Origin of the sequence: Bradyrhizobium sp. CCGB01 (assembly GCF_024199795.1) — a bacterium.
GTDB lineage: Bacteria > Pseudomonadota > Alphaproteobacteria > Rhizobiales > Xanthobacteraceae > Bradyrhizobium.
On sequence record NZ_JANADK010000001.1, the window covers coordinates 1118335 to 1134014 of the forward strand.

Sequence of the window (15680 nt, forward strand, 5' to 3'; positions counted from 1 at the left end):
CCGGGTCGGGTACCCCTGAACGGCCTATGAAATCCGGGGCTTTGCCCCTTACCTGAAAGAGATCAGACTGATGGCAGCCGTACCTGGCGTCCGCCGTTCAGAGCTCGGTGACGCCTTGCGCGCTTGTCGCACGGCGTTCGTCGGCGTCGGCTTGATGAGCTGCATGATCAACCTGCTCTATCTGACTGGGTCGATCTTCATGCTGGAGGTCTACGACCGGGTTTTGCCGAGCCGCAGCGTTCCGACACTGGTCGGCCTGATCATCCTCGCCAGCTTCCTCTACATGGCGCAGGGCGTGCTCGACATGATCCGCAACCGGATCCTGGGGCGGATCGGCACCGCGCTGGACGAGGCCCTCAACAAGCGCGTGTTCGACACCATCGTGCGCCTGCCGCTCCTGGTCGGCAGCCGCAACGAGGGCCTGCAGCCGCTGCGCGACCTCGACAATGTCCGCTCCTTCCTCGGTGGCATGGGCCCGAGCGCGTTCTTCGACCTGCCTTGGCTGCCGCTCTATCTCGCCATCTGCTTCGCCTTCCACGTCATGATCGGCGTCACCGCTTTGGTCGGCGCCATCATCCTGGTCGGGCTGACGATGGCCACCGAGTTCCTGTCCCGCCAGCCGGCGAAGGAGGCGATGGGCCTTGCCGCCCAGCGCAACGATCTCGCCGCCGCCAGCCGCCGCAACGCCGAAGTCATGGTGTCGATGGGCATGACCGGCCGGATGAACCAGCGCTGGAGCGAGGCCAACGAAAAATACCTCGACGGCAACCAGCGTGCCAGCGACGTCGCCGGCGGTCTCGGTGCGGTCGCAAAAGTGCTGCGTATGATGCTGCAATCGGCCGTGCTCGCGGTCGGCGCCTATCTCGTCATCCACCAGGAGGCGACCGCCGGCATCATCATCGCCGGCTCGATCCTCTCCGCCCGCGCGCTGGCGCCAGTCGATCTTGCCATCGCGCACTGGAAATCCTTTGTCGCGGCCCGCCAGAGCTGGCAGCGCCTCACGCGCCTGCTCGAGCAGATGCCGGCGCAGGCGATGCCGACCCAGTTGCAGGCGCCCACCAGCCGGCTCTCGGTCGAAGGCATTGCCATGGTGCCGCCGGGCGATCAGCGCCTCATCGTGCAGGACGTGACCTTCGCGCTCGCCGCCGGCAACGGCCTCGGCGTGATCGGGCCGAGCGGCTCCGGCAAGTCGTCGCTGATTCGCGCGCTTGTCGGCGTCTGGCAACCGGTGCGCGGCAAGGTGCGGCTCGACGGCGCGGCGCTCGACCAGTGGTCCTCCGACATGCTCGGCCGCCACATCGGCTATCTGCCGCAGGACGTCGAGCTGTTCGGCGGCAGCATCGCGCAGAACATCAGCCGCTTCGATCCCGAAGCGACGTCTGACGGCATCATCGCCGCGGCGAAGGAAGCCGGCGTGCACGAGATGATCATCAAGATGCGCGAGGGCTACAACACGCAGGTCGGCGAGCAGGGCTCCGCGCTCTCCGCAGGCCAGGCGCAGCGCGTGGCGCTGGCGCGCGCGCTCTACGGCAACCCGTTCCTGATCGTGCTCGACGAGCCGAATTCCAATCTCGACACCGAAGGCGACGAGGCGCTGACCCGCGCCATCCGTGCCGCCCGCGAGCGCGGTGCCATCGTCATCGTGGTCGCGCACCGCCCGATCGGCGTCGAGGCGGTCGACCAGATCCTGGTGCTGCGCGACGGCCGCATGCAGGCCTTCGGGCCGAAGGAGCAGGTGCTTGCCCAGGTGCTCCAGCCGCGCGTGACGCCGCCGGCACCGATCAAGATCGTCAGCGAAGGCGGAGTGCCAAAATCATGAGCACAATGGCGATCGGCGGCGGAAAGCCCGCCGCGAAGAAGACCGTGCGGGAATCGATCCGGTTTCACCTGATGCTCGGGCTCGGGATCGTGCTGGTCCTGGTCGTCGGTCTCGGCGGCTGGTCGTCGACCGTGCTGATCTCGGGTGCGCTGATCGCGCCGGGCCAGATCGTGGTCGAATCCAACGTCAAGAAGGTGCAGCACCCGACCGGCGGCGTGGTCGGCGAGCTGCGCGCCCGCGATGGCGACGTGGTCAAGGCCGGCGACATCCTGGTACGGCTCGACGACACCGTCACCAAGGCGAACCTCGCCATCGTTACCAAGAATCTCGACGCCGCGCAGGCGCGCACAGCCCGGCTCCAGGCCGAGCAGCGCGGTCTGGACAAGATCGAATTTCCGCAAGGCTTGCTCGATCGCAGCAGCGACCCCGACGTCAAGGCATTGCTCGCCGCCGAGACCAAGCTGTTCGACGTCCGCGTCAACGGCCGCGCCGGCCAGAAGGCGCAGCTCCGCGAGCGCGTCCTGCAGCTCAACGAGGAGATCGAGGGCCTCTCCGCGCAGGAGACCGCCAAGGACAAGGAGATCGGGCTGGTTCTGAACGAACTCACCGGCGTCCGCGACCTCTATGACAAGCGTCTGGTGCAGATCTCGCGTCTGACCCAGCTTGAGCGCGACTCGGCACGGCTGAACGGTGAGCGCGCGCAATACATTGCCTCGCGCGCGCAGGCCAAGGGCAAGATCACCGAGACCGAGCTTCAGATCATCCAGGTCGACAAGGACATGGTGAGCGAGGTCTCCAAGGATCTGCGCGAGACCAACGACAAGATCGGCGAAATGATCGAGCGCAAGGTCGCGGCCGAGGACCAGCTTCGCCGCGTCGACATCCGCGCGCCGCAGGACGGCATGGTGCTGCAATCGACGGTGCACACCGTCGGCGGCGTCGTCACCGCCGGAGACGCCCTGATGCTGATCGTGCCGCAGGCCGACGATCTCCAGGTCGAAGCCAAGGTCAATCCGGTCGATATCGACAAGCTCCAGATCGGCCAGAAGACGCTGCTGCGGCTGTCCGCCTTCAATCAGCGGACCACGCCCGAGCTCAACGGCGTCGTCAGCCGCGTTTCGCCCGACGTCACCACCGACCAGCGCACCGGCCAGAGCTACTACACGATCCGTGTCTCGATGTCCGCCGAGGAGGTCGCCCGTCTCGGCGACGTCAAGATGATCCCCGGCATGCCGGTGGAAGCCTTCGTCCAGACCGGCGACCGCACCATGCTGTCCTACCTGATGAAGCCGCTGCACGACCAGCTGATGCGGGCATTCCGCGAGAAGTGACGCGCGAAAAGCGCGTCATCCCGGAGCGCGCTCAGCGCGCATCCGGGATCCCGTGCCGCAGTCTCGGTCTCGTAGGGTGGGTTAGGCGAAGCCGTAACCCACCACTTCTCTATCCGCGGAAATGGGAGTGGTGGGTTACGCTTCGCTAACCCACCCTACAGCACCGCCTTCTTTGCTATAGTTCGACTCAAGCCCCAGCAACCCGGCGGTCGAACCATGCAATCCCCACCCTCCATCGCCACCAAATCCTTCACCGATGCTGACCTCGCCGTCGCCCGCCTCGAGGAGATCTACGAGCGAAATACGAAATTCCTGCGCGACCGGTTCGAGGCCTATGTCAACGGCGAGGCGATCACGATGCGGGTGCGGGCCTACTATCCTTTCGTCCGCGTCACCACCGCGACACATGCGCGGCTGGACTCGCGTCTGGCCTACGGCTTCGTCGCCGGCCCCGGCGTGCACGAGACCAGCGTCACGCGGCCGGACCTGTTCCGCGCCTATCTCACCGAGCAGATCGGACTGTTGATCCAGAACCACGGCGTTCCCGTCGAGATCGGCGAATCGGCCGAGCCGATCCCGATCCACTTCGCCTATCGCCGCGACATCAACATCGAGGCCGCCATCACCACTAGCGAGAATTCCCCGGTGGCGCGATCGCTGCGCGACGCGTTCGACGTGCCCGATCTCGCCACCATGGACGATTCCATCGCCGACGGCACCTTCGAGCTTCAGCCCGGCGCGCCCGAGCCGCTGTCGCTGTTCCGGGCCGCTCGCGTCGATTACTCGCTGCGGCGGCTCTATCACTACACCGGCACCGATCCCGAGCATTTCCAGAACTTCGTCATTTTCACCAACTACCAGTTCTACGTCGATGCTTTCGCGCAGCTCTGCCAGGAGCGGCTCCAGTCCGGCGAGGCTGGCCTCGATGCGTTCGTCGCGCCCGGCAATTTGATCACGCGCAGCGGCGGCGCGACGAGCGGGGCAGCGCCCGTCCGCGCGCCGCAGATGCCGGCCTTCCATCTGGTCACACCGGGCTATCGCGGCATCACCCTGATCAATATCGGCACCGGCCCGTCGAATGCGCGCAACGTCACCGACCACGTCGCGGTGCTGCGCCCGCATGCTTGGCTGATGCTCGGCCATTGCGCCGGCTTGCGCAACACGCAGCGGCTCGGCGACTACGTGCTCGCCCATGGCTATGTGCGCGAGGACCACGTGCTCGACCACGAGCTGCCGCTCTGGGTGCCGATCCCGGCGCTGGCCGAGATGCAGGTCGCGCTGGAACAGGCGGTCGAGGACGTCACCGGCCTCGAAGGCTTCGAGCTCAAGCGCCTGATGCGCACCGGCACGGTCGCCAGCGTCGACAACCGCAACTGGGAGATTTCGGGGCCCGAGGTGATCCGCCGCATGTCGCAGTCGCGCGCGGTCGCGCTCGACATGGAATCGGCCGCGATCGCCGCCAACGGCTACCGCTTCCGCGTCCCCTACGGCACGCTGCTGTGCGTCTCGGACAAGCCGCTCCATGGCGAGATCAAGCTTGCGGGCATGGCCAGCGAATTCTACCGCCGCCGCGTCGGCCAGCATCTCGAGATCGGCCTGAAAGCGCTGGAGCGGCTCAAGCAGCAGGAGTCGGAACGACTGCATTCGCGCAAGCTCCGCAGCTTCGCCGAGGTGGCGTTCCAGTAAAGGACAACAGAACTGTCGTGTGAACGTTGACGTCTCCGTGAGCGCAGTGCCCCGGAATATCGCTGCCATGGCAGGGTTATCGATTCGTCCGGGGCCGCTTGAAACAGGACAGGAGACAGACATGATCACCGCGATGATCAGACTCGTCACGCTGGGTACATTTGCGGCGGCGTTGTTGAGCTCGCCGGTGTTTGCCGCGGGCGGAGGCGGGGGTGGTGGAGGCGGCGGAGGTGGTATTAGCTCCAGCGATCCCTATGCCGGCGCTTATTCGGACCAGAGGCCGCAACCGACCTATCCGAAACGTCCGGGCACCAGGGCCACCCAGAAGGGCAAGAAGCCGAACAACCAGTCCAGCATCGGCGATCCCGCATTCGCGGCCGGCTACCGCGTCGCCTATGACACCATCTACGAGCGCAACGACTATGCGGCCGCGATCGCGCAGCTGAAGTCGCTTGGCCACGACGACTATCCGAACGTCGCCAACCTCATCGGCTACTCCTATCGCAAGCTCGGCGACTACGAGCAATCGCAGGTCTGGTATGAGCGCGCATTGCAGGCAGATCCGAACCACGTGCTGACGTGGCAGTATTATGGCCTGTGGCAGCTCGAGCGGGGCAATCGCGAGCAGGCGCTCTATCACCTCGGCCGGATTGCTTCCATCTGCGGTACCGATTGCGAGGAATATCGATCGCTGGCGGCGGCACTCGACAAGCCGACCGGCACGGCGATCGTCTACTGAGGTTGGAGAGCCGCCAGCTGATGCGGCGCACGGTTGACAGGCGCCGCATGACCGCCATGTCTCCCGGCGCGGATGGTGACAAGGCGCCAGATTTTCAGCATTGTCCCGTTCGGGGGCGCGAACGGAACAATTGGATGCCGCTGACGCGCGACAAGATCATCGGCCATGACCTCGAACGGCTGGCCTTCCGCTTCACCATGATGAGCGCGGACGAGGTCGTGCAGTGCCAGATCAGCGACGCCGCGATGGACGAGCTCGCGGGCATGCAAGGCACCGAAAGCAGCGCGCGCCAGGCGCAGTTCCTGTCCCTGCGCGAGACCATCGAGCGGATCGCGTCGGATATTTATGACGAGGCGCCGAGGGTGCAGGGATATGTGGTGCGGATTTTCATGCGGCATTTGGGGCGGTGACTGCCGCTCCAGTTTCCGCGGTCATGCCCCGGCTTGACCGGGGTATCCAGTACGCCGCGGCCCACCGATTCAATTACAACTGTCTCGGAGTACTGGATCGCCCGGTCGCGCCGGGCGATGACAGCAGTCTGCGTGGTGAGATTGCACGGTCTCGCTCACATGCGGCAGCAGCTCACCCTTCCAGCTTCTTCAGCAACAGCTTCAGCGCCGTCGCAGCGAACACCTGCATATTGCCAAACCGGTCGCCGTCCGCCGTCTCCAGCGTGATCACCTCTGCCGCAGGTCCCGAAACCGCCATGCAGCTGTGGCCGGCGGCGTCGCCGTAGCGGTTGCCGGTGGGACCGGCTGCGCCGGTCTCGGACAGGCCCCAGTCGGAGCTGAAGCGGCTGCGCATCTGGTCGGCGAGGAGTTTTGCGTAGGGCTCTGACGAGGAGCGGAAGCCTTTCATTCCTTCGTCCGAAATATCCATCAGCACGCGCCTGGCATCGCGGGTGTAGACCACCGCGCCGCCGAGGAAATAGGCCGACGCACCTGGAACGGCGAGCAGGCTGGCCGCAATCAGGCCGCCGGCCGAGGATTCGGCCACAGCGATGGTCTGTTTGCGCGCGATCAGTTTGGCTGCGACCTGTTCCGCAATGCCGACGAGCTCTTTCATCCCTGAAATCCCTTGTTCCTTCGCAACGGAGCTCAGCCTTCCTAGCATATGACAGAAGCCTTGGCCGAGTTGCGGGCGACGGGCAGGCCTGCTTGAATGGCAGACGAGATGGCAGCCACGAAGCGCTGCTCCGGGACAAGACGAGGAAACGTGAGAAGGGAGACGTGATGGCGTCCCTGATCGCCGGCGGGGTGGATTGCGATGTGCATCCGGCCGTGCCGCATCTGACCAGCCTGCTGCCGTACCTGAACGACTATTGGCGCGATCAGGTGACGACGCGCGGCATGGTCGACCTTGTCTCGCAATCCTATCCGCAGAACTCGCCGATCGTGGCGCGTCCCGATTGGCGGCCGGAAACCGGCAAGCCCGGCGAAAGCCTGGAGGACATGCAGCGCCATCTGCTCGATCCCTTCCAGCTCACGCACGCCATCTGCAATCCGCTCTACGGCGTGCAGATGGTGTTTTCGGAAGACTTGCAGGCCGCCTTCTGCCGCGCGCTGAACGAATGGCTCGTGAAGGAATGGCTCGATCGCGACGAGCGGCTGCGCGGCTCGATCGTGATCCCGACGCAAAGTGTCGAGAAGGCCGTCGCCGAGATCGAGCGCTGCGCACAGGATCGACGCTTCGTGCAGGTGCTGATGCTGGTGATGGGCGACACGCCGCTCGGCAAGCGCGCGTGGTGGCCGATCTATGAGGCGGCGGAACGGCTCGCGCTGCCCGTCGGGATTCATGCCGGTTCCGCCTATCACAATCCGCCGACCGCGGTGGGGTGGGGTTCCTATCACATCGAGGACTATGTCGGTCAGGCCCAGGCGTTCCAGACCCAGCTCACCAGCCTGATCGTCGAGGGCGTGTTCGCCAAATATCCGCGTCTGAAGATGGTGATGCTGGAGTCCGGCGTGTCCTGGATCTCTCCCTTTCTCTGGCGGCTGCACAAGTTCTGGCGCGGGGTGCGGATGGAGACGCCCTGGGTCGATCGCGCGCCGCTCGAGATTGTGCGCAGCAACATCCGTTTCTCGTTACAGCCATTTGATGCGCCGCCGGAACCTGAGACATTAATTCGCCTGTTTGATCATATGCAGTCGGACGAATTGGTCCTATTCTCCACGGACTATCCGCACTGGCAGTTCGAGGGCCAGGACGCGCTGCCCGAGGGTCTGTCCCCCGATCTCGTGCGCAAGATCATGATCGATAATCCGCATGCAACCTATCCCCGCCTGACTTAGCCCGCTGCCAAAGGAGGCAAGGCGATGAATATCCAGTTCCGCGAGAGCTCCGAAACCGCATCCCCCCTGACTGCGAAAACCGCGATCGCGGATTGCGACATCCATCCGGCCCGCGCCACGCGCACCGAGCTCTATCCCTATCTCGCCAAACGCTGGCAACATCATCTCGAGGTCTACGGCGTCCATGCCTATCAGGGCATGATGGAAGGCCCGCCCTATCCGAAGGCCCAGCCCAACGCCTCGCGCCGCGATGCCTATCCGCCGGAGGGCGGCCCACAGGGGTCCTCGCTCTCCTTCATGCAGAAGCAGCTGCTCGATCCCAACAACGTGCAACTCGGCGTGCTCAATCCGCTCAACACCGGGCAGGGCATCCGCAATCACGAGCTCTCGGCGGCGCTGTGCTCCGCGATCAACGACTGGCAGATCGACAAATGGACCTCGAAGGACAAGCGCCTCAAGGCCTCGATCGTCGTCGGCAATGAGGACGGCTTGTCGGCCGCCGCCGAAATCCGCGAGCGCGCCGGCGACAAGAATTTCGTGCAGGTGCTCCTGCTCAGCCGCAACGTCGAGCCGCTCGGCCAGCGCCGTTACTGGCCGATCTATCAGGCCGCGGAGGAGGCGGGGCTTCCCGTCGGCGTGCACGCCTTCGGCTTCGGCGGCAATCCGATCACGCCGTCGGGGTGGCCTTCCTATTACATCGAGGAGATGGTCGGCCACTCGCAGTGCCAGCAATCGGCGCTGGCGAGCCTTGTCTTGGAAGGCGTGTTCGCGCGCTTCCCGAAGCTGAAGATGGTGATGATCGAGGCCGGCTTCGGCTGGGCTCCGTCGCTCGCCTGGCGGCTCGACAAGGTCTGGCAGCGGCTGCGCAGCGAGGTGCCGCATGTGAAGCGGCCGCCGTCGGAATATATCCGCGAGCAGGTGTGGTGGACCACGCAGCCGATGGAGGACCCGGAGCGGCGCGAGGACCTGTTCGACGTCATCAAGTGGATCGGCTGGGACCGGCTGCTGTTCGCGACCGACTATCCGCATTGGGACTATGACGAGCCGTCGCGTGTGCTGCCGGCCGGCGTCAGCGACGACAATCGCGCGGCGTTCTATTTCGGCAATGCGCAGAAGCTGTACGGCATTTCCTGATGGCAAGACACGTCATTGCGCCGGTGGACGAGTTACCGCCGGGCACGCGAAAATTTCTGGAGATCGACGGACGGCCGATCGCGGTCTTCAACATCAAGGGCGAGTATTTCGGCCTGATGAACCGCTGCCCGCATCAGGGCGCGGCGCTGTGCGAGGGCCCGCTGATCGGGCTCGCGCAATCAAAGGACCCCGGCGAGATCGAGTACACCAAGCTCGGCGAGATCATCCGCTGCCCGTGGCACGGCTGGGAGTTCGATATCCGCACCGGCCAGTCCTATTGCGACCCCCGCCGCTTCCGCGTGAAGGCCTATCCGGCGCATGTCGAGCCGGGCGCGAGCGTGGTGAAGGGGCCGTATGTCGCCGAGACTGTCACGGTCAGGGTCGAGAGCGACTACGTGGTGGTGGAGCTGTAGGCCTCCGCCGTCATTCCGGGGCGATGCGAAGCATCGAGCCCGGAATCCATCGTGCAACGGAACCGCTGGGAGGCATGGATTCCGGGCTCGCGCTACGCGCGCCCCGGAATGACACCTAATGCCCCGCAACCGGCTCCGCCACCGCGTCATATGTCGGCACCGTCTTGCCGCCGCCGCGATAGACGACCGACGCGGCGATGATGCCGAGCACCGCGGCGAACATCAGCCAGAAGCCGGGCGATGCCTTGTCGCCTGTATGCTCGATCAGCAAGGTCGAGGCGAACGGTGTGAAGGTGCCGAACAGCGCGGCGGCGAGCGCAAACGCGAGCGAGAAGCAGGTGGTGCGCACATGCGCCGGCACGATCTCGACCAGCGCGCCGAGCATGGTGCCGCTGTAGACGCCGAAATAGAACGAGAACATCATCTCGACCGCGAGCAGCTTGCCGAAGGTCGGTGCCGCCACCAGCCAGTGCAGCGCCGGGTAGGCGGTGACGAGCGCCAGGCAGGCGATGGTGAGCAGCACCGGCTTGCGGCCGATCCGGTCGGACACCGCGCCGCCGACCGGATTCCAGAAGAAGTTGGTCACGGCGACGAGCAGCGTCACGAGCAGTGCGTCCTGCGTCGAGAGCTTCAGCACGGTCTTGCCGAAGGTCGGCGTGTACACGGTGACGAAGTAGAACGTCGTCGTGGTCAGGACCGCGATCATCATGCCGAGGATGACGATGCGCCAGTTGGCGAGCGCGGAGGCGAACACTTCGCTGGCGGTCGGATGCTTCTTCATGGCGAGGAAGGCCGGCGTCTCCTCCAGCGTCCGCCGCAGGAAGAAGATCAGGGGAATGATCAGGCAGCCGACGAAGAAGGGAATGCGCCAGCCCCAGGCGGCAACGGTGTCGGCCGGCATCACCTCCGACAGGATGTAGCCGAGGATCGAGGCCACGAAGATCGCGACCTGCTGGCTCGAGGACTGGAACGAGGTGTAGAAGCCGCGATTGCCGGGCGTCGAGATCTCCGCGAGATACACCGAGACGCCGCCGAGCTCGACGCCGGCGGAGAAGCCCTGCAGCAGCCGGCCGATCAGCACGATGATTGGCGCGGCGATGCCGATGGTCGCGTAGCTCGGGCAGAACGCGATCACGACCGTGCCGAAGGCCATGATACCGAGCGTGACGATGAGACCCTGGCGGCGGCCGATGCGGTCGATGTAAGCGCCGAGCACGATCGCGCCGACGGGGCGCATCAAGGCGCCGAGCCAGAACACGCCGAACGTGTTGAGCAGCGACGCCGTCTCGTTGGAGGAGGGAAAGAACGCCTTGCCGATCGCGGCGGCGTAGAAGCCGAACAGGAAGAAATCGAACTGCTCGAGGAAGTTGCCGGAGGTGGCGCGCAGGATCGCGCCGATGCGCGACTTGATCTCGGGCGGATTGGTTGCTGATCCAGCCATGACGTTACTCCCCTGGAAGGCGTGGCCGGACCGGAACTCATTTCACGGCAAGGCAACAGATTGAAGCTGCGACAATCTGTCCTACCCCTCCCGCGCGGGGCGCGGCGAGTCAATCGATTTCAGCGCGGAAGCCGATGATTTTTCAGGCTTTATTCTGCGTTGCAGCGATCATCCATTCGCGGAACGCCGCCAGCTTCGGCGCCTCGCGCCGGCCCTCGGGCGCGACGAGGTAGAAGCCGGCGTCGGCCGGCAGCGCGATCTTGAAGGGCACCACGAGACGGCCCTTGGCGATGTCGTCCTGGACGTAGGAGGTCCGACCCATCGCCACGCCGATGCCGTCGATCGCGGCCTGGATGGTCATGAAGATCATGTCGAAGGTGATGCCGGGCTGCCTCGCGATGTCGGCCGGCAGGCCTGCCGCCGTCAGCCAAAGCCGCCAGTCATCGCTGTTGGCGTTCGAGGTGTGCAACAGCGGATAGCCCTTGAGATCCTCGGGCTGGCGTAACGGCCTGTCGCCGCGCAGCAGCGACGGACTGCACACCGGAAACAGCTCGTCCGCCATCAGCCAGTCGGCGCGCAGCCCCGGCCACTGGCCGCGGCCATAGCGAATCGCGGCATCGACATTGTCGCGCTGGAAATCGACGAGGCTGGTCGAGGTGGTGATGCGGACATCGATGCCGGGATGCTGCTCCTGGAAATCGGTCAGCCGCGGCAGCAGCCATTTCGCGGCGAGTGATGCCAGCGTCGAGACCGTCAGCACCTTGTCGTCGTCCTTGCGCAGCAGGCGATCGGTCGCGAGGCGGAGGTCGTTGAAGGCGGCGCGGACACCCGGCAAATAGTCGCGCGCTTCCGGCGTCAGCGTCAGCGCGCGGTTCTGCCGGACGAACAGGCGGATGCCGAGCTCCTCCTCGAGCCGCCGGATCTGATGGCTGATCGCGGTCTGGGTCACGTTCAGCTCGGAAGCCGCCAGCGTGAAGCTGAGATGGCGTGCGGCGGCCTCAAACGCCCTCAATCCGTTCAGGGATGGCAATCTGGCAGTCATTTGGCAGCAGGATGCATGACGTTATTTCATGCGAAAAGGTACAAATTGTCGTTTGTCGCAGCGCGGAAGGAAGCAGATATTAGCGATCAAGTTAGCTCAAGGAGCTGAAAATGTCTACTTTGACCCACAATTCGATGACAAATCATCATGCACCGGGCCTGATCCAGCAGATCGGCGAGACGCTTCATGTCTGGCACGAGCGCTACCGGACCCGCCGCGAACTCACCCACTGGACGGCCCGCGATCTCCACGACGTTGGCCTGTCCTGGACCGACATCGCCTATGAGGCGGACAAACCCTTCTGGCGGGCCTGATTGGCCGCCAGGCCGGCGCCGCCTGACTGTGGGGGCGCCGGCGGTCCCTTTCTCCCTGAAGTCCCCTTGGGGGGCCTGTGTCATGAGCACTCTTCGCCTGGAAGATCTGAAGCAATATTCGGATGTCCTGCGCACCCGTCAGGGCGAGCCGGTCAACGTTCGCTTCGTCGAGCCGCGCGACACCGAGGAGCTTCAGCACTATTTCCGCTCGCTCTCGACCCGCTCCCGCTACAACCGCTTCTTCGGGGCGATCAGCGAATTGCCGAAGGGCTTGCTGCACGAATTCCTACAGGTCGGCGAGCGCGAACGTTTCACGGTCGTCGCGACCAGGATGGTCGACGGCTTCGAGACCATCGTCGCCGAAGCGCGCTACGCCTTCCATGCCGAGACCGCGACACTCGAATTCGGCCTGTCGGTCCACGACCGCTGGCAGGGCCACGGCATCGCAACCGCGCTGATGAAGAATCTCGAATGTCGCGCCGCCGCGCTTGGCGCCGAGCATATGTTCGGCGACACGTTGCGTTCCAACGAGGCCATGATCTCCCTGTCGCGCAAATCCGGCTTCGCTTTCGTCAACCATCCCGACGACTGGAAGCTGGTGCGCTTCGACAAGGAGATCGCGGTCGCACCGAAAGACATTCCCTGCGCGAGCTGGCGCCTCGCCGCCCTTTCCCGTCAGGCCGACAGCCCCTCAGCCTCGGCCTGACACCACTCCAAGCCCGGCCTGGCACAGCCAGAGCCGGGCTTTTTTTGTCCTCATTTTGCGCCGTCGACGGTGAAGTCGGTCGAGGTCGCCACAGACCGCCAACCGGCCAGCTCGCGTGCCACGAAGATGTTCTTGGCCTCGATCCGCTCCACCGTGTCGCTGCCGAGCGGCAGCCGCAGCGGCGGGGTCTTGGCATCGACCAGCTTCAGGAAGGCCTGCGCCAGCTTGCGCGGGTCGCCGCGCTGGCCGCCATTGACGTCGGCCGCGTGCGCGCGGGTCTTGCCGACGCTGTCGTGATAATCGTCGATCTCCTGCGCGGTGCGCGACAGCGAGCTCTCGTCGAGGAAGTCGGTGCGGAAGAAGCCAGGCTCGACCACCGTCACCTTGATGCCGAGCGGCGCAACTTCGCCCGCCAGCGCTTCGCTCAAGCCTTCGACCGCGAACTTGGTGGCGCCGTAAACGCCCCAGCCGGGAAAGCCGGCGTAGCCGCCCACCGACGAGATGTTGATGACATGGCCGGAGCGCTGGCGGCGCATATGCGGCAGCACTGCGCGGGTGACGCTGAGCAGGCCGAACACGTTGGTGCCGAACAGCTTCTGCGTTTCCGCATCGCTGGCTTCCTCGATCGCGCCCAACAGGCCGTAGCCGGCATTGTTGACGAGGATGTCGATGCGGCCGAAGCGCTTCACGGCCTGGCCTGCGGCCTCGTGCGCCTCGGTCTCACGGGTGACGTCGAGCCGGGTCGCCAGCAGCCGCTCGTGAGCGCCCAGCCGCGCAGTGACGGTCGAAGGATCGCGCGCGGTCGCGACGACGGCATCGCCGGCCTTCAAGGCGGCCTCGGCGATCAACGCGCCAAATCCGCGGGATGCTCCTGTGATGAACCAGACACGCATGATGTTGCCCTTTCCATTTTGGCCCGGCGATTTGCCGGAGCCGATGGGCAAGGTGTAGCGGCTCGCCATAGCTGAGATAATCCGCTATGTATTTCGCAAGCTAGTGAGAAAAATTCATCAATGCGGATCGACCCGTCCGACCTCGCGACTTTCCTCGCCATCGCCCGCCACCGTAGCTTTCGCGCGGCGGCGACCGAGCTTGGTGTCACGCCCTCGGCGCTGTCCCACGCCTTGCGCAATGTCGAGGAGCGGCTGGGCCTGCGGCTCGTCAACCGCACCACCCGCAGCGTGGCGCTCACCGAAGCCGGCGAGCTTCTGTTCGCCCGCATCACGCCGGCCTTCCGCGACATCGACGATGCGCTCGAGGATCTCAATAATTTCCGCGGCAAGCCCGCCGGCACGCTGCGTTTCACCGCCGCGCGCCAATCCGCGCAGCTCGTGCTGCTGCCGATCGTGACACGCTTCCTGAAAGCGTTTCCGGATGTCAGCGTCGAGATTGTCATCAACGACGCCCTGATCGACATGGTCGCAGCCGGCTTCGATGCCGGCGTCCGCTTCGGCGAGACCATTGCCGCCGACATGATCGCCGTGCCGATCGGTCCGCGGCCCCGTTTTGCCGTGGTCGGCGCGCCCGTCTTCTTCAAGTCCCACAAGCCGCCCATCACGCCGCGCGACCTGAAGGGCCTGCCCTGCATCCGCTACCGCTTCGCCTCCGGCGCGCTCTATCACTGGGAATTCGAGCGCGGCGGCATCGAGCTCGCCATCGACGTGACGGGGCCGCTGACCATGAACGACCAGGATCTGATGGTGGGTGCCGCGCTCGACGGTCTCGGCCTCGCTTACGTGTTCGAGGCGCAGGTCGAACCGCTGCTGGCAAAACGCAAGCTGGTGCGCGTGCTCGCCGACTGGTGCCCGGCCTATCCCGGCTTCTTCCTGTACTACCCCAGCCGCCGCCAACTGCCCGCGGCGCTGCGGGCGTTCGTGGATTTTGCGCGGACGGCGATCGCGTAGCCAACTGCGTAGCTCGGATGACCAACTACTTCCCGCTAAACACCGCTTTCCGCTTCTCGATGAACGCCTGCACCGCTTCCTTGTGATCGGCGGTCGTGGTCAGGCGAATCAGGCGTTCGGCCTCGTGGTCGCGGGCGGTCTCGAAATCGAACAGCAGGGCTTCGTCGAGATTTTCCTTCATGTAGCGCAGCGCGAGGCGCGGGCCTTCGGCGAGCGACTTTGCCAGGGTGAAGGCCTCAGTCTGCAATTTGTCGTCGGGCACGACGCGGTTGACGAGGCCGATGGCTTCGGCGCGCGCGGCATCGACGCGATCGCCGGTGAACATCAATTCGCGCGCCCGTGCGGTGCCGACGAGGCGGGTGAGCAGCCAGGCGATGCCGTAATCGCCGCTGAGCGCGATGCGGGCGTAACCGGTGGCGACGAAGGCGGATTGCGCGGCGATACGGATGTCGCAGGCCATGGCGATGGCGAGCCCCGCACCGACCGCGGGGCCGGGCAGCGCGGCGATGGTCGGCTTCCGGATCGAGACCAGCGCGCCGGTGAGCAGCCGCTGTCGCTCCTGGAGGTCGGCGACCTTGTCGTCGAAGGACATTTCGAGCTTCTTCGGGTCGCGATGTGCGCCCATGCCCTTGACGTTGCCGCCGGCGCAGAACGCTTCGCCCGCGCCAGTGAGCAGCAGCGCGCCGACACCGGGATTCTCGCCGCAGGCACGGATCATCGCGCGCAGCGCCGGCGTCAGCGCGTCCGACAGCGAGTTGCGCGCGTCCGGCCGGTTCAGTGTGATCACCGCCACGCGGTCGCGGATGACGCAGAGGAGTTCATTGGTGCCGGTGTCGATGGTGGCTTCCGTGGTCATTGAT

The 15680-nt window shown here is 65.4% G+C and carries 16 protein-coding genes; 11 read left to right on the top strand and 5 right to left on the bottom strand.

What is annotated here, in order from left to right:
* Nucleotides 1-70: 70 nt before the first annotated feature.
* The 5 genes from NLM25_RS05000 (at nt 71) to NLM25_RS05020 (ending at nt 5985) form a co-directional block, all read left to right on the top strand.
* Complete coding sequence (locus NLM25_RS05000; protein WP_254136262.1) at nt 71-1819, top strand: type I secretion system permease/ATPase; 1749 nt, start codon at nt 71-73, stop codon at nt 1817-1819.
* Entirely contained in the window at nt 1816-3150 is a 1335-nt protein-coding gene (locus tag NLM25_RS05005) for an HlyD family type I secretion periplasmic adaptor subunit (RefSeq protein ID WP_254136263.1), read from the top strand. Before NLM25_RS05000 ends, NLM25_RS05005 begins: the two co-directional genes overlap by 4 nt.
* A gap of 216 nt (nt 3151-3366) precedes the next feature.
* Entirely contained in the window at nt 3367-4836 is a 1470-nt protein-coding gene (locus NLM25_RS05010) for an AMP nucleosidase (protein ID WP_254136264.1), read from the top strand.
* 121 nt (nt 4837-4957) lie between these two features.
* On the top strand, nt 4958-5575 hold the full coding sequence (locus NLM25_RS05015) for a lipopolysaccharide assembly protein LapB (protein ID WP_254136265.1): 618 nt from the start codon (nt 4958-4960) through the stop codon (nt 5573-5575).
* Between the two features lie 134 nt (nt 5576-5709).
* On the top strand, nt 5710-5985 hold the full coding sequence (locus NLM25_RS05020; RefSeq protein WP_254115713.1) for a DUF1488 family protein: 276 nt from the start codon (nt 5710-5712) through the stop codon (nt 5983-5985).
* A 172-nt stretch (nt 5986-6157) separates the two neighbouring features.
* Here NLM25_RS05020 and NLM25_RS05025 read toward each other — a convergent pair whose 3' ends face one another.
* Nucleotides 6158-6640 (bottom strand): CinA family protein, encoded by a 483-nt coding sequence (locus NLM25_RS05025; RefSeq protein WP_254136266.1) that lies wholly within the window; start codon nt 6638-6640, stop codon nt 6158-6160.
* A gap of 167 nt (nt 6641-6807) precedes the next feature.
* Here NLM25_RS05025 and NLM25_RS05030 point away from each other — a divergent pair, with 167 nt between their 5' ends.
* From NLM25_RS05030 to NLM25_RS05040, 3 genes are read left to right on the top strand one after another with little or no spacing between them, the layout of a single operon-like run.
* Nucleotides 6808-7866, top strand: a complete 1059-nt coding sequence (locus tag NLM25_RS05030; protein WP_254115717.1) for an amidohydrolase family protein — start codon at nt 6808-6810, stop codon at nt 7864-7866.
* A 24-nt stretch (nt 7867-7890) separates the two neighbouring features.
* On the top strand, nt 7891-9000 hold the full coding sequence (locus NLM25_RS05035; protein WP_254136267.1) for an amidohydrolase family protein: 1110 nt from the start codon (nt 7891-7893) through the stop codon (nt 8998-9000).
* Nucleotides 9000-9413, top strand: coding sequence for a Rieske (2Fe-2S) protein (locus NLM25_RS05040; RefSeq protein WP_254136268.1), 414 nt, complete (start codon nt 9000-9002; stop codon nt 9411-9413). Before NLM25_RS05035 ends, NLM25_RS05040 begins: the two co-directional genes overlap by 1 nt.
* 115 nt (nt 9414-9528) lie before the next feature.
* Here NLM25_RS05040 and NLM25_RS05045 read toward each other — a convergent pair whose 3' ends face one another.
* Nucleotides 9529-10854 carry an MFS transporter gene (locus tag NLM25_RS05045; protein WP_254136269.1) on the bottom strand — a complete coding sequence of 442 codons (1326 nt, stop codon included), beginning with the start codon at nt 10852-10854 and terminating at the stop codon, nt 9529-9531.
* 142 nt (nt 10855-10996) lie between these two features.
* Nucleotides 10997-11896 carry a transcriptional regulator GcvA gene (locus NLM25_RS05050; RefSeq protein WP_254136270.1) on the bottom strand — a complete coding sequence of 300 codons (900 nt, stop codon included), beginning with the start codon at nt 11894-11896 and terminating at the stop codon, nt 10997-10999.
* Nucleotides 11897-12006: 110 nt separating this feature from the next.
* Here NLM25_RS05050 and NLM25_RS05055 point away from each other — a divergent pair, with 110 nt between their 5' ends.
* Together NLM25_RS05055 and NLM25_RS05060 are read left to right on the top strand one after the other, a co-directional pair.
* Nucleotides 12007-12210, top strand: a complete 204-nt coding sequence (locus NLM25_RS05055; protein WP_063980835.1) for a DUF1127 domain-containing protein — start codon at nt 12007-12009, stop codon at nt 12208-12210.
* A gap of 82 nt (nt 12211-12292) precedes the next feature.
* Nucleotides 12293-12916 (top strand): GNAT family N-acetyltransferase, encoded by a 624-nt coding sequence (locus NLM25_RS05060; RefSeq protein WP_254136271.1) that lies wholly within the window; start codon nt 12293-12295, stop codon nt 12914-12916.
* 50 nt (nt 12917-12966) lie between these two features.
* On the opposite strand, the gene NLM25_RS05065 is transcribed toward NLM25_RS05060, so the two are convergent.
* A complete protein-coding gene (locus NLM25_RS05065) occupies nt 12967-13809 on the bottom strand; it encodes an oxidoreductase (protein ID WP_254124142.1) in 843 nt (280 codons plus the stop codon).
* 120 nt (nt 13810-13929) lie between these two features.
* On the opposite strand from NLM25_RS05065, the gene NLM25_RS05070 reads away from it, so the two are divergent.
* Entirely contained in the window at nt 13930-14820 is an 891-nt protein-coding gene (locus NLM25_RS05070) for a LysR family transcriptional regulator (protein ID WP_254136272.1), read from the top strand.
* Between the two features lie 25 nt (nt 14821-14845).
* On the opposite strand, the gene NLM25_RS05075 is transcribed toward NLM25_RS05070, so the two are convergent.
* On the bottom strand, nt 14846-15676 hold the full coding sequence (locus tag NLM25_RS05075; RefSeq protein ID WP_254136273.1) for an enoyl-CoA hydratase: 831 nt from the start codon (nt 15674-15676) through the stop codon (nt 14846-14848).
* Nucleotides 15677-15680 lie beyond the last annotated feature (4 nt).

Excerpts from the sequence above, each read along its gene's own strand:
- NLM25_RS05000 (WP_254136262.1), top strand. The coding sequence starts at position 71 with ATGGCAGCCGTACCTGGCGTCCGCCGTTCAGAGCTCGGTGACGCCTTG.
- NLM25_RS05005 (WP_254136263.1), top strand. The coding sequence starts at position 1,816 with ATGAGCACAATGGCGATCGGCGGCGGAAAGCCCGCCGCGAAGAAGACC.
- NLM25_RS05010 (WP_254136264.1), top strand. The coding sequence starts at position 3,367 with ATGCAATCCCCACCCTCCATCGCCACCAAATCCTTCACCGATGCTGAC.
- NLM25_RS05015 (WP_254136265.1), top strand. The coding sequence starts at position 4,958 with ATGATCACCGCGATGATCAGACTCGTCACGCTGGGTACATTTGCGGCG.
- NLM25_RS05020 (WP_254115713.1), top strand. The coding sequence starts at position 5,710 with ATGCCGCTGACGCGCGACAAGATCATCGGCCATGACCTCGAACGGCTG.
- NLM25_RS05025 (WP_254136266.1), bottom strand. The coding sequence starts at position 6,640 with ATGAAAGAGCTCGTCGGCATTGCGGAACAGGTCGCAGCCAAACTGATC.
- NLM25_RS05030 (WP_254115717.1), top strand. The coding sequence starts at position 6,808 with ATGGCGTCCCTGATCGCCGGCGGGGTGGATTGCGATGTGCATCCGGCC.
- NLM25_RS05035 (WP_254136267.1), top strand. The coding sequence starts at position 7,891 with ATGAATATCCAGTTCCGCGAGAGCTCCGAAACCGCATCCCCCCTGACT.
- NLM25_RS05040 (WP_254136268.1), top strand. The coding sequence starts at position 9,000 with ATGGCAAGACACGTCATTGCGCCGGTGGACGAGTTACCGCCGGGCACG.
- NLM25_RS05045 (WP_254136269.1), bottom strand. The coding sequence starts at position 10,854 with ATGGCTGGATCAGCAACCAATCCGCCCGAGATCAAGTCGCGCATCGGC.
- NLM25_RS05050 (WP_254136270.1), bottom strand. The coding sequence starts at position 11,896 with ATGACTGCCAGATTGCCATCCCTGAACGGATTGAGGGCGTTTGAGGCC.
- NLM25_RS05055 (WP_063980835.1), top strand. The coding sequence starts at position 12,007 with ATGTCTACTTTGACCCACAATTCGATGACAAATCATCATGCACCGGGC.
- NLM25_RS05060 (WP_254136271.1), top strand. The coding sequence starts at position 12,293 with ATGAGCACTCTTCGCCTGGAAGATCTGAAGCAATATTCGGATGTCCTG.
- NLM25_RS05065 (WP_254124142.1), bottom strand. The coding sequence starts at position 13,809 with ATGCGTGTCTGGTTCATCACAGGAGCATCCCGCGGATTTGGCGCGTTG.
- NLM25_RS05070 (WP_254136272.1), top strand. The coding sequence starts at position 13,930 with ATGCGGATCGACCCGTCCGACCTCGCGACTTTCCTCGCCATCGCCCGC.
- NLM25_RS05075 (WP_254136273.1), bottom strand. The coding sequence starts at position 15,676 with ATGACCACGGAAGCCACCATCGACACCGGCACCAATGAACTCCTCTGC.